At 37.0% G+C, this 13,930-nt stretch carries 13 protein-coding genes; 7 read left to right on the forward strand and 6 right to left on the reverse strand.

Features of this window, described 5'->3' with window-relative positions:
- The first annotated feature begins 474 nt into the window (after window positions 1–474).
- The 3 genes from CD003_RS21295 to CD003_RS22430 all read left to right on the forward strand — a co-directional run bounded on the left by CD003_RS21295 (window position 475) and on the right by CD003_RS22430 (window position 2,305).
- Window positions 475–1,539, forward strand: a complete 1,065-nt coding sequence (locus tag CD003_RS21295; protein WP_257008422.1) for a Fic family protein — start codon at window positions 475–477, stop codon at window positions 1,537–1,539.
- A gap of 215 nt (window positions 1,540–1,754) precedes the next feature.
- On the forward strand, window positions 1,755–1,904 hold the full coding sequence (locus CD003_RS22065; RefSeq protein WP_096203277.1) for a hypothetical protein: 150 nt from the start codon (window positions 1,755–1,757) through the stop codon (window positions 1,902–1,904).
- Window positions 1,905–2,197: 293 nt separating this feature from the next.
- On the forward strand, window positions 2,198–2,305 hold the full coding sequence (locus tag CD003_RS22430) for a putative holin-like toxin (RefSeq protein ID WP_257008423.1): 108 nt from the start codon (window positions 2,198–2,200) through the stop codon (window positions 2,303–2,305).
- Between the two features lie 297 nt (window positions 2,306–2,602).
- On the opposite strand, the gene CD003_RS21305 is transcribed toward CD003_RS22430, so the two are convergent.
- From CD003_RS21305 to CD003_RS21325, 5 genes are all read right to left on the reverse strand, one after another.
- On the reverse strand, window positions 2,603–3,664 hold the full coding sequence (locus CD003_RS21305; RefSeq protein WP_096203278.1) for a DNA-processing protein DprA: 1,062 nt from the start codon (window positions 3,662–3,664) through the stop codon (window positions 2,603–2,605).
- A gap of 24 nt (window positions 3,665–3,688) precedes the next feature.
- Window positions 3,689–5,209 (reverse strand): YifB family Mg chelatase-like AAA ATPase, encoded by a 1,521-nt coding sequence (locus CD003_RS21310; RefSeq protein ID WP_096203279.1) that lies wholly within the window; start codon window positions 5,207–5,209, stop codon window positions 3,689–3,691.
- A 203-nt stretch (window positions 5,210–5,412) separates the two neighbouring features.
- Window positions 5,413–5,994 (reverse strand): transposase, encoded by a 582-nt coding sequence (locus tag CD003_RS21315; protein ID WP_096203280.1) that lies wholly within the window; start codon window positions 5,992–5,994, stop codon window positions 5,413–5,415.
- A 261-nt stretch (window positions 5,995–6,255) separates the two neighbouring features.
- Window positions 6,256–6,993: a Fic family protein gene (locus tag CD003_RS21320; protein ID WP_096203281.1), complete on the reverse strand. Its 738-nt coding sequence runs from the start codon at window positions 6,991–6,993 to the stop codon at window positions 6,256–6,258.
- A 50-nt stretch (window positions 6,994–7,043) separates the two neighbouring features.
- On the reverse strand, window positions 7,044–7,349 hold the full coding sequence (locus tag CD003_RS21325; RefSeq protein ID WP_096203282.1) for a hypothetical protein: 306 nt from the start codon (window positions 7,347–7,349) through the stop codon (window positions 7,044–7,046).
- Between the two features lie 375 nt (window positions 7,350–7,724).
- Between CD003_RS21325 and CD003_RS21330 the strand changes: the two genes are divergently transcribed.
- From CD003_RS21330 to CD003_RS21345, 4 genes are all read left to right on the forward strand, one after another.
- On the forward strand, window positions 7,725–9,356 hold the full coding sequence (locus tag CD003_RS21330; RefSeq protein WP_096203283.1) for an S-layer homology domain-containing protein: 1,632 nt from the start codon (window positions 7,725–7,727) through the stop codon (window positions 9,354–9,356).
- Between the two features lie 193 nt (window positions 9,357–9,549).
- Window positions 9,550–10,053, forward strand: a complete 504-nt coding sequence (locus tag CD003_RS21335) for a VanZ family protein (protein WP_096203284.1) — start codon at window positions 9,550–9,552, stop codon at window positions 10,051–10,053.
- 9 nt (window positions 10,054–10,062) lie between these two features.
- Complete coding sequence (locus tag CD003_RS21340) at window positions 10,063–10,968, forward strand: copper amine oxidase N-terminal domain-containing protein (RefSeq protein WP_096203285.1); 906 nt, start codon at window positions 10,063–10,065, stop codon at window positions 10,966–10,968.
- A gap of 41 nt (window positions 10,969–11,009) precedes the next feature.
- Window positions 11,010–12,146: a polysaccharide deacetylase family protein gene (locus CD003_RS21345; protein WP_096203286.1), complete on the forward strand. Its 1,137-nt coding sequence runs from the start codon at window positions 11,010–11,012 to the stop codon at window positions 12,144–12,146.
- A gap of 184 nt (window positions 12,147–12,330) precedes the next feature.
- Here the strand turns inward: CD003_RS21345 and CD003_RS21350 are convergent, their stop codons facing one another.
- Complete coding sequence (locus tag CD003_RS21350) at window positions 12,331–13,437, reverse strand: Fic family protein (protein ID WP_096203287.1); 1,107 nt, start codon at window positions 13,435–13,437, stop codon at window positions 12,331–12,333.
- Window positions 13,438–13,930: the final 493 nt, after the last annotated feature.

Genomic DNA, 13,930 nt, shown 5'->3' on the forward strand with positions numbered 1-13,930 from the left:
ATTATAAAGGACTTTTTCTGTGCGTAAAATGAGATTATTGAAGATTTTGAGTCTTTTTAATATTTGAAATTAATTAATGCAACACTAGTGAACTTTATTATAAGTTATTTGTTTTAAAGAATAAAGATTAAGGCTATGGTGTCAGACACCGAAAATGGACAAAAATCTTTCTTTTTCCACTAGGAGTGGACATGAATAAAAGATGTTGTACTTATATCTAAACCTTTCAACACATAGGGCTATTGGTCAGCTGCCACTTATGGACAATTAAGAATATGTTCAATACTTTAAGTAAAAGCACGACATCATACGAAGGAGTTCGTTTAGGTGTTGTTTATTTAAATTAGATCGTAAAAGAAAAGTAGCCTCGTGCAATAGCAGTACACAAAACACTAATCTGCATACTTGGTTGCTTTTCTGCATAAAATAATAGTATCATTTATGCAGAAGGGTAACGGATAAGGTAGGTAAATAATGATGAGAACATTTAATTATTTTGAGATAAATAAAGAACTATATACACCTGATATTGTTAACCTTATTTCAGCGATTCATGAGTACAAGGGAAAACAAGAGTTGTTCATGGAGGCACAGCCAGATATTTTAGAGGCTATGCTACGAGTCGCTAAAATTCAGAGTACCGGTGCTTCTAACCGAATTGAGGGTATACTTACAACTGATGCTCGTTTAAGTGAACTTGTGGCTGAGAATGCCGAACCGAAAAATCGTGATGAGCAGGAAATAGCGGGGTATCGAGAAGTGTTAAATACCATTCACGAAAACTATGAGTATATCAGAGTGAGACCGAACGTAATTCTTCAGCTACACCGGGATTTGTACACCTACAGTCCTGCATCGTCAGGTGGCCGATTTAAAAATATTGATAACGTTATCGAGGAAGTAGACAGTGAAGGAAATCGACGGGTACGTTTTCAGACCTTATCAGCTTATGAAACACCAGAAGCCATGGATGCCCTTTGTACAACATTCCTAAAGGCTGTCAACCAAAGTGAAATTGATCCACTTTTGTTAGTTTCGAAGTTCATCTTTGATTTTCTCAGCATCGATCCTTTTAATGATGGAAACGGGAGAATGAGTCGATTGTTAACACTCTTACTCCTATATCAGGAAGGATACATTGTCGGAAAATACATTAGTATAGAGATGATTATTGAGAAAACAAAGGAAAGCTATTATGAGGTTCTTGAGGAAAGTTCAAAAGGCTGGAAGGAAGAGAACAACAACTATGCTCCATTTGTTAAATATTATCTGGGTGTTATTTTAAGTGCTTATAAAGATTTTAGCAGTCGAGTTGAAACCATTCGAAACCAAGGTTTGACTAAAGCTGAACGAGTTCGTCATATTTTTTCAACTAAAGTTGGAAAGATAACGAAAGCTGAAATTGCTACTCTTTGCCCAGACATTAGTGTCACAACGATTGAAAAAGCACTATCAGATTTATTGAAGGAAGGATATATTATCAAAATCGGTGCCGGAAGAAATACTGCGTACATTCGTAACCATGACTTTGAAGAATAACGGCTAAACGGCTATAGTGTCAGACACCACTTATTGGAATGCACAATATTGAGAAAAATAATGAAACAAAGTGGAAGCACCATATCGAACGAGGGAAAGCTGCGTTTTAATGAGGTGCTTTTCCTTTCTCATATGATAGAATTACATTGCAGCTGAATATTGTTAGTGTAGTTGGTTGTCATGCTTCTTTCCAAAGTGGAAAGGAGGTGATAATCATGGAAACATTTCTTGAATTTCTTCGTGAAGTTCTGAAAGGTATTGTGCGCGAAATAAGCGAATATTTCTTTCGGAAAAACGTGTTAGATAAAAACAAGAAAGCCACCCTACGCCGACCAAAGCAACAGGGTGGTTCTCGAAAGAAATAAATTTACTTAGACAACCACCATCCTGACGGTAGGGGCTGTAATTGACTGGGCATTTGCGGTGTCCGGTTTTTTTTATTTTATGTTGAATATAACGATATTATACATGAAATCTCCACGATATTGCAATTGCAGGTAGGTTCCTAATCTACTTTCAAACTGCCTCTAGGTGTGTTTTATCAATTTAAATGATAACTAGAATAGTAGAAAGACGAATAAGCGTTTGCTATAATCACACTAGCAACTACATAAAGCAAGGTGGCGGCTGAACTCCCTGAAGAAAGAGGGTGAGGCATATGACGACATATGAAGCACTTAGTTTACTGGTGCAATTTAGCCTCGTACTAATAGCGGTACTTACACTAATCGTAACTATTGTCGTTTATCTAAACAAAAAGAAATAGCCACCCTGCCCTGAGAAAGTAAGGTGAGCTATTTCAGCAACAAACTTATTTCTTTCAGCCGCTCTTCATGCGGCATGTAGTTGCATTGACCAAGTGTTAGCGCACTTGGTCTTTTTTTTATTCTACGTTGATCATCAATATATTATACATGAAGATACGTAATAATTACAATTGTAGTAACTCTCTCCTTTTCCTATTCAATGTCACACACCTGACCATGTGCAAGGCCAAAGCTAGTGGATAGACATTTAATCCTCTCTGGTATGATGTGAAAGTAGCTGTTTATTCTAAAGTTTTTCAATGAGCTAGTTCCACTAAGCTTCCTCCCCGCAATTTAACTAATCCATTCATCTCCATAAATAGCAAGGTTTCTAGTAGTTGTTGCTTCTGTATTTTTAATTGGAGAGAAATCTCTTCGATTGAAGAGATATTTTGAGTATCAATAAACGATAGAATGTTATTTTCGATAGTGTTGGTAGGAGTGGCTTGTCGATGGGAAGTATGATTTCGTTGCTTTTCTTTAAATCCAAGAGAGGCAGGATTCAGGTACGGTTTTGCTCCTTCTACTAGTAGTTGATTCGAGCCTTTGCCCTCTTGTAAATAAATCGACTGTGGGACAGCGAAAAGCGTTCTGCCCTGCTCCTTTGCAAAAGCTGCGGTTGTGAGAGAACCGCTTTTCGGTGCTGCTTGTACAACAACAACTGTCTTTGACCAAGCGGTAATATGGGCATTCCTTTCTACAAAATATTTTGGATGAGGTCGTGTTTGAGGAGGAGAAGCAGAGAGTACCATACCTGAATCGATGACTTTTTCATAGAGTGTGGCATGTTCCTTTGGGTAGCAAACATCAACACCGCCGGCTAAAACAGCCACTGTATACCCATTTTCTTTCAGACAGGATGTATGTGCATAGCTATCAATTCCTTTTGCCATGCCACTTATGATAGGAATCTCGTTTACTGCGGCAGAACGGGCAATCTCTTCGGCGGCTCGTTTTCCTTCATCTGTACATCGTCTTGCTCCAACAATGGCTATGCCTTGTTTTTCCGGCAATTTCCCTAAATAGTAAAAAAGAATAGGGGAACGCTTGCACGAAAATACATATTCAAATTGTCGATTATCGTACGTGACTATATCAATCTTTTTCTCTCCCATTTTGGTTAAAATAGGCTCTACAGATGTGAGTGGGTGATTCTTGATTTCTTTCGCTATTTTCTTTCCAATTAATGGTACCACACTTAGTTCATCAATATCAGCTTCAAATATGGCTTTTGGTGTTGGAAAGTAATCGAGAAGACGCTTTTGTAAAACCGGTCCTATGTTTTTAATCGTGCTAAACCAAATCCAATACTCTTTCAATTTATTAAGCCTCCTTTCACACGATTACATAATTAGTAAATTCTTTCGTTCACGGTCTAAATCTCTTGAATGTAAAGCAGCCATTACATGTTGCTTTTGAATTTGCGTATCTCCGTTCAGATCCGCAAAGGTTCGTGCAACTTTAATGAATTTATGGATCGTGCGTCCACTGTATTGGTAATGTTCATATGCCTTCTTTAGTAACGTTTCCGTCTCAGTATCAAGTTGACAGAACTTCTTTATAAGAGCTGGCGTTAGTTCAGCATTACACGTAATCCCATCATCTTGATAGCGTTTCTGCTGTCGTTCACGAGCAATCGCTACTTTTTCACGAATATCAGCTGATGACTCCCCATGTTCTTCGTTTTCAAAGAAATTAATCGTCTGTACATATTTTTGAATATCGATTCGGTCGAGCATTGGACCAGAAATTTTATTACGATACTTAATCACTTCATAGTCTGTGCAGCGACATTTTTCCTGTCCAAAATAGCCACAGGGGCACGGGTTCATCGCCGCAATAAGCATAAAATTTGCTGGATATGTGTTCGTTTGCTGAACTCGTGAAATGGTTACTTGTCTGTCTTCCATCGGTTGTCTGAGTGCTTCTAATGTTTTCTTCTGAAATTCAGCGATCTCATCGAGAAAAAGTACACCATGATGAGCTAAAGAAATCTCCCCTGGAAGAGAGCGGTTTCCACCGCCGATGAGAGAGTTTGTTGAAGCATTGTGGTGAGGTGCACGAAAGGGTCTCTCTGTAACTAGGCCACCTTCTTTTAGTAGCTTTGAAACACTGTAAATCTTCGTAATCTCTAACGCTTCTTGCTCGGTCATTGGCGGTAAAATCGTTGGTACTCGTTTAGCAAGCATGGACTTTCCACAGCCAGGAGGCCCAATCATCATCATATTATGACCACCGGCAGCAGCTACTGCTAGATATTCGATTAGTATATTCTGTCCTTTTACATCGGAAAAGTCGGTTGGATTTCTAGACTTGGGAGTAGTTTTTCGTTCTGTGAGAATGGTAGGGGACTGCTGTTTTCTTTGCAAAATATCGATGGCCTCTTGGAGGGAGCAACATCCAATAACTTCAATCCCTTTTACAAGAGCAGCTTCCTCTACATTGTCATTAGGAACGATGAAGTGACGGATGCCATTTTCTTTTGCAGAGATGGCCATCGGAAGAACACCAGTAACAGAGCGGATTTTCGCGTTTAATGATAACTCTCCAATCAGCGCAAAGGAGGCAAGCTGCACTTCGATTTGATTGGTTCTCATAAGAAGCGCAATCGCCATTGCAAGGTCAAAATGAGATCCCATCTTTTTCATGTGGGAAGGAGCGAGGTTAATAATCATCTTTTTTTCAGGAAAATGAAAGCTAGCGTATGTAATCGCTGATTCGAGGCGCTCTTTCGATTCTTTTATAGCGGTATCCCCAAGTCCGACGATGGAAACGACTTGTTGACCGCTAATTGTATCAGCCTCAACCTCAATCAGATGACCGTCAACACCAGTGATTGTGAAACTGTAGACTGTAGATGCCATGAGTTTCTCCTTTCTAGGGTAGGGAGTGAAAGGGTGAAAGCATATTTTATAACATCGGAATTAATAAGCTAATTCGATTGAAGGAGAGCAATGGCTTCGCACACTACTCGTTCAGGACTAGAAAGCCACTTGTCACAAAATTTTAAAAGCATGTAGTTGCTATGCCTCATTGCATTTAATGAAAGACTGCTTTGCCGTTTTTCTTATAACTTAAGAAAAGGTTTCAGATGAGTAGGTGGTTCAGGTAGTGTGTCATCATGTTCAACATATTGTTGGTAGTGAAAGCTTTGAGGGTGGGGGAAATAGGATAGAATTCGTTCCGTTTGGACGTGGAAGTTGGCCTCACGAAAGATATACGCCCGGTAGCTACTCCAAGGATAATTTTCTGGTTTCACAACCATTTTTGCTTCATAGGGGTTTAAGTGAATATACTTACTTGCTTCAAGCTCGTATTCTCTGGAATCAATCAATTCAGCTCCATATCTCCCTTGGAAGACATGTCCTACATAATGGTGCTTTTTATTGAAGTATTTCGCATAATTTGTGTTCAGCTGTTTCATAATCAAGTGAATGGGATCGTGTATTGTTTGCAATTGAAGGTGGATGTGATTTGTCATAAGGCAGTATGTGTGGAGGTAAAAGGGGAAGCGATTTCTTGTTTCTTCGAGAATATCTAAATAGGAAAGCCGATCATCTTTGTCTAAAAATAAAGCTGTCCGACGGTTTCCCCGATTCGTAATATGATACATAGCATGAGGAAACCAAACCCTACTTTTTCGAACCATTGCAGTCCTCCTTTACGTATAAATAGGTAACATCCTGATTATACCAAATGAATGCTGACTTCACTAGTTTTCTTTTAATGTCTTTTTGCAGTGGAAAAGTAGTGGAAATGTCTTTTAGAGGATATTGTCATCTATGTAAACAAAAAGAAATAGCCACCCTGCTAGTCAAATAAGGTGAGCTATTTCTAAAGTAAATGTTTACTTCAGTCAGCATGTATGGATAAAAATATTGTTGTCTTTAGTAATCAGACATGATTCTTATTATATCATAGTTTTAGTGGCAGGCTGTTGTAGCTTGGAAAGTCCGTCATTATATAACTTTTCAGCTTGGTCTAATTTCTCGTACTGGTGTTTTGCCATACGTATAGTAGCTTCGAGAAAAAGTAAAATCCAACTCTTCCAATCTGGTTTATTTCTACCGATGGTGTGTACACCATTTAACATCGCATAGTACTTAAATTTTTCATTCTCTAGCTCCTCACTTAAGAAAAAGAACGGAGAATCAATAAGTTTAGACTGAAGTAAATAAAGAACAATAAGGATTCTACCTAAACGTCCATTACCGTCTAAAAAGGGATGAATTGACTCAAACTGGGCATGAATAATGGCTACTTTGAAGAGTGGGTGTAGTGGTTCTTCTTCTGTTGATTGATAAGGGTGTCCATTTATGTACCGTTCAAGATTTGCCATATATTCCCCCATAAGCTGGGGCTCAGGTGGTATATAAGATGCATCTTTTATATGTTTTGTTGGACTGATAAAGTTTTGGATTTTTCTGTATTCGCTTGAAGAACTAGTAGACCCACGTGCATTACGCATTAGCTCTTTATGCATGTCACGTATTAAACGTTCAGTTATAGGGTATCCCGTTCCCCCTCTGTTAGGATAGGTATCGCCATTGAGCAAATATTTGAGATGTATCAGCCGGAAACAGTTTCCCATGTAAGGAACAGGAAGGATTTTCGTTAGATGGTTTTCTAATTGTTCTATTTTTAGCATTGTTCTACACCCCTAAGTCTCCCAAGCCTGAAAGCTCTCGATATAATTCTTCAAGAACCTTTTGTTTCTTTTTCTTCCTTTGAACCATCGCTCATTGAACTGATCTTTTCAAGAGCACTTAATCCAGTAAAGAGCCCTAGTAATAGCTTAATGCTATCAGAATGCCATTTACTATATTGAATAGATTTTAGAAGCGGATTGCGGTAACTATGCCAAGGAAGTTGTTTTATAAAGTCGTGAATATACCATTCTGTCCATTTCTCACCTAGTTGCTCTAGCATGACATTTACAATCCTTTTCAGTTCCTCGTAATCTGTTGCAGAATGGAAATAATTGAGATTATATTTGTAGCCCATTGGTTTAAAACCTCCAACCTCAATGTAGAAACAAATTCAGGTTGACTATGGACTATTTTGTCTAGTAACCTAAGCTTCCCCCTCAATTAAACTAGTCCATTCATCTCCATTATTAATAAGGTTTCAAGTAGTTGTTCTTTCTGAATTTTTAAATCGAAAGAGATTTCTGTAATTAAATATTTGAACTTTTATTAGTATTCAGGTTGAAAGTTTCACATTACTTTTTAGTTTTCGATATTGATTAAACGTGAGGTACTTAAGGTGAAACCTAGTATAAAAGTAACATTCTACAATTCTTTGAAAAACAAGAGGGTAAATATGGTAATATAATAGATGTGTTTGTAAATTTAGAAAAATAAGGAGGATATATAAGGAATGAAAAAAATAACAATGCATATGATGATGCTTGCTCTTGTAGTTGGACTGATTTTCCCTGGGTTTAAGGTGCAAGCTGGTGAATTGTTTACTGATATGGATCAGGCACCTTGGGCAGAAGAAGCCGTTCAGTATTTAGTAGGGATGGATGTATTAGGTGGATATGGGGATGGAACGTTTCGTCCGACACATGAATTAACAAGAGCTCATGCAGCTAACGTTCTTGCTAGCGTTCTTTCACTTGAGATGACAGATGTAGTGATACCACAATATGGTGATGTACCAACAAGTCATCCTGAATATCATGCAATTGCTGCGATAACGGAAGCAGGTATTATGCAAGGGTCTGAAGGAAACTTTAATCCGAGTCAATCCTTAAGTAGAGCAGAGATGGCAGCAGTTTTAACTAGAGCTTTCGATTTATCAGGCTCGCAGCTTTCGAGTTTGAGTGATGTACCAAAAGATGCATGGTTTTATCAAGCTGTAGATTCGACTTATACGTTTGGTGTAACAACAGGCTTTGAAGATGGAACATTTCGTCCATTAGAAGCAACAACACGAGCTCAGTTTGCAGTATTTCTTGTGCGTGCTATGGAGAATAGTGAGCGAGTGTTACCTGAATTACTAAAAGAAATTTATGAAAATGAGTTTGAGCTAGAGACATACGAGCTTTCAGGTGGAATGACGTTTGGTCTTAGTTTGCCAGAAGAATTGCTTTTAGAAGTACCTGAATTAGCGATGGTTGCTGGTATGTTAGAAAATATTGAGGTAACAATTGAAGGTGCTTATCAACTTGAGCCTAATTTTACTGAAATGGATATGACTTTAACGCTTCCTGGAGCTTTTGGTATGTCTGTGACGATGTCTGCAATTATTACAGAAGAAAAAATGTGGATTAAGCTACCTGAGTTACCGATGTTAGGTCTTCCATCAGAAGTAACTGATAAATTTATTGAGATTGATATGAATGAGCTAGCAGACATAAACGGGACTTCACAAGTTGTAGATATCGAACTTCAACAGCAGTTTGCTAAAGTGATGTACCAGCTGTTATTCGATTACTTCGGTAATGATTATTATAATTTTGCTGGTGCTGAAACGTTTGAGTTACCAAGTGATGTTGATGCAAACCAAATTATTAAATTTGAATTGACAAATGAAACATTGCAACCTTTTATGACTACATTGTTTGAAAGCTTTCTTCCAGAGATGATCGTTGTTCTATCAGACCCAGAATATGCTGATATTCTAGGAATACCAGCAGAGGATTTAGCAGGATTGCAGGAAGCATTGGTCGAACTTGAAACAGAGCTAGAAACGGTTATTAATGAGATTTCAAATGTAGTAGATATAAATCTACTAAACCAATACATTGTCATTAACGGCCAAAATCAAATTGTTTATGATGTAACAAATGTTGATTTTGATATAAAAATCGATGACCAGACATTTGGTTTTATGCTAGATTTTTTCGCCAAGAAAAAAAATATTAATGGTGAAGTCGAATATAGTTACGGAATTCCAACACAAGAAGAAGTAATTAAGTTAACAGAGCTTGAGGAATTAATGCTCGCACAGTTTGAACAAGAACTACATGTTGATATGGATATTGAAGTTGAAGAGGAACTTTAGAGAAACTACCTCCTGAGGGGGCATACTAATAGAGGACACTGAAAAAATCTTTTTCAGTGTCCTCTTTACATGAAAAAAGCAAAGTATGAAAAAATTTCTTAATGAATCTTTTTGTTCAACTCCTACCTCGTGCTGTATAATAGAAGATGTAGAGAAGTAGATTCTAGGTTTTCTTAGCTAGGAGTTTTAACTAATGAGACGGTTTCTATTATATTTTTTACCCCTTCTTCTATGGATGGGATTAATCTTTTTTGCTTCTTCACAGCCATATGAAAGACAAGATTTGCAACCAGCCATGGATGAACATCTTAGTCTTGGTTGGATGGAAGCGATGTTTTCATATGTTTCATTTACATATTCGAACACAGAAGTGAGCATTGATAATCTAGGAGTTACAGGATTTTTTGAGTTTTTTATCCGTAAAGGTGCACATGTTTTTGCTTATTTTATCCTAGCTATCCTAGCTTACCGAGCCCTATACTCTATTAATCTTCCAAAGCCGTTTTTGTGGTCGTTTCTATTGGTTGTTTTTTATGCTATTACAGATGAAATTCACCAGGGGTTCACACCGAATCGTACTCCTTTAGTAGAAGACGTGGTGCTTGACTCAATTGGTGGATTGTTGGGTTTACTACTTATACGGTTGATATATCAAAAATATAAGAGAGAAAATTTTTCCGCAGACAAAACTAAATGAGGTGACTTAATGAAGAAGTATCTTTTACTGATGTTAACTGCACTTTTATTAATAGTTCCCTATTATGGGAGTATAGAGCATGTATCAGCTTCAAATGAGATAAAAGTGTATATTGATGGTGAACTACAGAGATATGACCAACCGCCGATTATTGTTGATGGGAGAACCCTTGTACCGATGCGAGGAATTTTTGAGAGATTAGGGGCTTCTGTTGATTATAGAGAGCAAACTCGTACGATCCATTCTCAATTTGATGGAAGAACATTAGAAATGAAGGTTGGTGAAACGAAAGCGAACCTAGATGGAAGAAACGTCTCTTTGGATGTAGCTTCTCAAATTAACAATAGTAGGACGCTAGTACCCCTACGTTTTATAAGTGAGACAATAGGAGCGAATGTAGCCTGGGATGGAAATATGAGAGTCGTAACGATTGATACAAAAAGCAGTCAATCTCAGCCAAACGTACAGCAGTCTGGTGGTTTATTAAAAGGTAAGATTACTTGGAAATCTGATGACGCCACTATAAATCTGCCAGATACACAGTCAAAGGTATATCTCATTCCAACGTCTTTTAATTATCAGGAAGTTACACAACAACAGGCCGAGCTTATAGCTATGGGTGTATGGCAAGAGGGAATTTCAGTGCATACGGCTACAATTGATGAGAAGGGTGAATATGTCGTTAATCGGATATCTCCTGGAGAATATTATGTGGTCATCTCCTCCTATCATGTAGAAAAAGGAGAGAATGATACAACTTCTTCTTCTGTACGAAATACGTTTGAACCATTATTTGGTCCAATCGCTTATGATTTATTTGCCGCAGTCTATTTAGAGAATGAGCATATCATGGAAAAGATCGTTGTTAATGATAAACAGCTGGTTATAATAGATCATGAGTTTTCAACTAATTAACAAGAGCCAAATTAGAATAAAACCTGAGGTTGGAATGCATAATGAATAAAAAACAGCGGAATCTCATTTTATTTTTTTTCTTTATAATAATTGGATTTGTATATCTTGCTCTTTCCTCAGTTAATATACCTGACTTATACATTGATGGGACGAAAGTTGAGCTGTCTTCAAGTATTAAAGTGAAAGATGAACAGTTTTTTATTTCTCTAAAAGAAATAGAGGAAGTATTAGGCGTTTCTTTTGAAAGTGAAAGCAATTATGTTCCTATTAGCGATGTAGAGACCTTTGGATATACGGTGGTATATGAAGAAGATATATCAAGCTTATCAATACTAAGTAATGATTATATTTACCCGCAAGATAAAATTAACATTCCGATTTTGATGTATCATAATCTAGTTCCAGGTGAAAATAATTCAATTACAGTAGACCCTGATCGTTTTAAAGAACAACTTCTGTCACTGAAAAAGGCTGGTTTTACCACAATTAATGATCATGAGCTTCTTTCTTTCTTACATGGTGAGCTAACATTGCCTGAGAAGCCGATCATGATTACCTTTGACGATGGTTATTTATCGAATTACGAGTATGCTTTTCCTATTTTGAAAGAGTTAAATATGAAAGCAACAATGTTTGTTATTGGTGTCTCTCGTGGGAAAAAGCCTTTTAACTATGAGCACTTTACTTGGAAACAGGCTCGGGAAATGTATGAGACAGGATTAATAGAAATTCAAAGTCATACATTCGATTTACACTACCAGCGTGAAAATTCCCAAAAGAAGATGGTTGGTATGATTGCAGAACCTGTTTATATTAAGGGTGAGTTAGAGACGATTGATGAATACATAGAAAGAGCAGCGCAAGACTTTAAGGATTCTAAGCATTATATTGAAAAGAATGTTGGTAATAAGGTTGTTAGTTTTTCCTATCCATATGGTACATACAGTGACCTTTCAGAACAGTTAGCAAAAAAGGCTGGTTATAGACTAACGTATACTGTACAAAGAGGATATACAACACTTGAGGATGATGGTTATTTACTTAATCGTTTTAATGTAGATGGAACTCAGTCCGGTGAAGATGTTGTAAAGATGATTGAAAACTATTCACGGCTAGAACATTACTTCTCACACATTGTCCAAAAGCTTCGTTCGGTGTTCACTTTGTTTGCGGAATAGGTACTCTCGAGCATTTAGGGTCTGTCACATGACCATCACTCTTAATAACCATATGTTAAAGTAAAGAAAATCCTGTTGAAAAGTCTCAAAACTTCTCAACAGGATTTTCATTTAGGCCTTTAGATAACCCTTCTGGTTATTAAAGTCAATCACATATTCAGTGACAAACGACATATCGTTGTCTTTAGTAATCAGACATGATTCTTATTAAATCATACTGATAAAAACGTCGATTTCTCTTTTTGTCATCTCCAAAAATCATGTTTAGTTCAACAAGTTGAGCTAGGCTTTTTCTAATGGTCGGAGGTGCTAAATTGGTTGTTTCCTTAATTTGTTCAACGTTAGCAATTGGATTAGAAAACAGAGCTCCCCATACTTTCTTTGTGGCAGGTTGTTGAAGCTTTGAAAGTCCGTCATTATATAGCTTCTCAGCTTGATCTAATTTCTCATACTGGTGTTTTGCCATTCGTATAGTAGCCTCGAGAAAAAATAATGTCCAACTTTTCCAATCTGGTTCTTTTCGTCCAATCGCACGAACACCATTCAACATGGCATAGTATTTAAATTTTTCTTTTTCAAGCTCCTCACTTAAGAAAAAAAAGGGGGAATCAATAAGTTTACTTTGTAGTAAGTATAGAACAATCAGTATCCTTCCTAACCGTCCGTCTCCATCTAAGAAAGGATGAATAGATTCAAACTGTGCATGGACGATGGCTGCTTTGATCAGTGGATGTAATGGTTCTTGTTCTTTAGTTTGATAGGGGTGTCCATTTATGTATCGTTCGAGATTAGTCATATATTCTCCCATAAGCTGGGGTTCAGGAGGGATATAGGATGCATCTTTTATATACTTTGTTGGTCCGATAAAGTTTTGAATTTTTCTGTATTCACCAGAGGAACTAGTAGAACCACGTGCGTTTTGCATTAGTTCTTTATGCATATCTCGAATTAAGCGTTCTGTTAATGGGTACCCAGTTTGAATGGTTAAAACACCCATCTGAAGTGCACCTTGATAGTTCCGAACCTCAACTTTCTGCCAATCTTGTCTTTGTTCAATTTTATCTTCAAGCATTTCACTGAAGGTTACTTGAGTACCTTCGATGCGTGTAGACTGTACCGATTCTTGCAAAGTAATAAGTTGAATAAAGGATTCATTGACTAAAGAATAGCGAAGTTTTTGTTTTAGCTTTTCTAATTCTGCTGAGCCCTCGACCATCTTCTTGTAGAAGGCAAGCTCTGTTTCCGGATCAAACGTAATGGGGAGGAATGGTAAGTTATATGGATATTGCATCTTTACTACCTCCAATGCTATTTATCTTCATATTATTATCTATATTACACGATATTAATCAATTACGCTATTTTTTCTTATTAATATATCGTTATCAGGAATCGGTGCCTGTCACCGCCCTAAAAATCTTGTTACACAGAAATGCTTCACAGTATACGTCATTACCAAGAATATAAGTTGATCCCTGTAGTTATAGCACCAGGAAATGCTATGGAAATCTCATCAGAGTATATATTTGTGGTAATAATCGGTAATACAACAAATTGATTTCAATTTAGTAAAATGTTATTTCCTGAAATCGGTACCTGTCACGATTTAAAGAACTTTTAATTTGAAAACCGCTTTTTAATACATTTAAAATAAAGGATAAAAATCCCAAGTAATGTAGTTTTTTTGTGGGGAATATCACTAGTGTTGCATAAATATTGTTGGAATTTTCAGTTTTAATGTTTTCTCTGCTTAGAGCCAAAAAAGGAAATACCTAACCAAAGGT

Source organism: Bacillus sp. FJAT-45350 (assembly GCF_002335805.1).
Classification (GTDB): domain Bacteria; phylum Bacillota; class Bacilli; order Bacillales; family NISU01; genus FJAT-45350.

Excerpts from the sequence above, each read along its gene's own strand:
- CD003_RS21295 (WP_257008422.1), top strand. The coding sequence starts at position 475 with ATGATGAGAACATTTAATTATTTTGAGATAAATAAAGAACTATATACA.
- CD003_RS22065 (WP_096203277.1), top strand. The coding sequence starts at position 1,755 with ATGGAAACATTTCTTGAATTTCTTCGTGAAGTTCTGAAAGGTATTGTG.
- CD003_RS22430 (WP_257008423.1), top strand. The coding sequence starts at position 2,198 with ATGACGACATATGAAGCACTTAGTTTACTGGTGCAATTTAGCCTCGTA.
- CD003_RS21310 (WP_096203279.1), bottom strand. The coding sequence starts at position 5,209 with ATGGCATCTACAGTCTACAGTTTCACAATCACTGGTGTTGACGGTCAT.
- CD003_RS21315 (WP_096203280.1), bottom strand. The coding sequence starts at position 5,994 with ATGGTTCGAAAAAGTAGGGTTTGGTTTCCTCATGCTATGTATCATATT.
- CD003_RS21320 (WP_096203281.1), bottom strand. The coding sequence starts at position 6,993 with ATGCTAAAAATAGAACAATTAGAAAACCATCTAACGAAAATCCTTCCT.
- CD003_RS21325 (WP_096203282.1), bottom strand. The coding sequence starts at position 7,349 with ATGGGCTACAAATATAATCTCAATTATTTCCATTCTGCAACAGATTAC.
- CD003_RS21330 (WP_096203283.1), top strand. The coding sequence starts at position 7,725 with ATGAAAAAAATAACAATGCATATGATGATGCTTGCTCTTGTAGTTGGA.
- CD003_RS21335 (WP_096203284.1), top strand. The coding sequence starts at position 9,550 with ATGAGACGGTTTCTATTATATTTTTTACCCCTTCTTCTATGGATGGGA.
- CD003_RS21340 (WP_096203285.1), top strand. The coding sequence starts at position 10,063 with ATGAAGAAGTATCTTTTACTGATGTTAACTGCACTTTTATTAATAGTT.
- CD003_RS21345 (WP_096203286.1), top strand. The coding sequence starts at position 11,010 with ATGAATAAAAAACAGCGGAATCTCATTTTATTTTTTTTCTTTATAATA.
- CD003_RS21350 (WP_096203287.1), bottom strand. The coding sequence starts at position 13,437 with ATGCAATATCCATATAACTTACCATTCCTCCCCATTACGTTTGATCCG.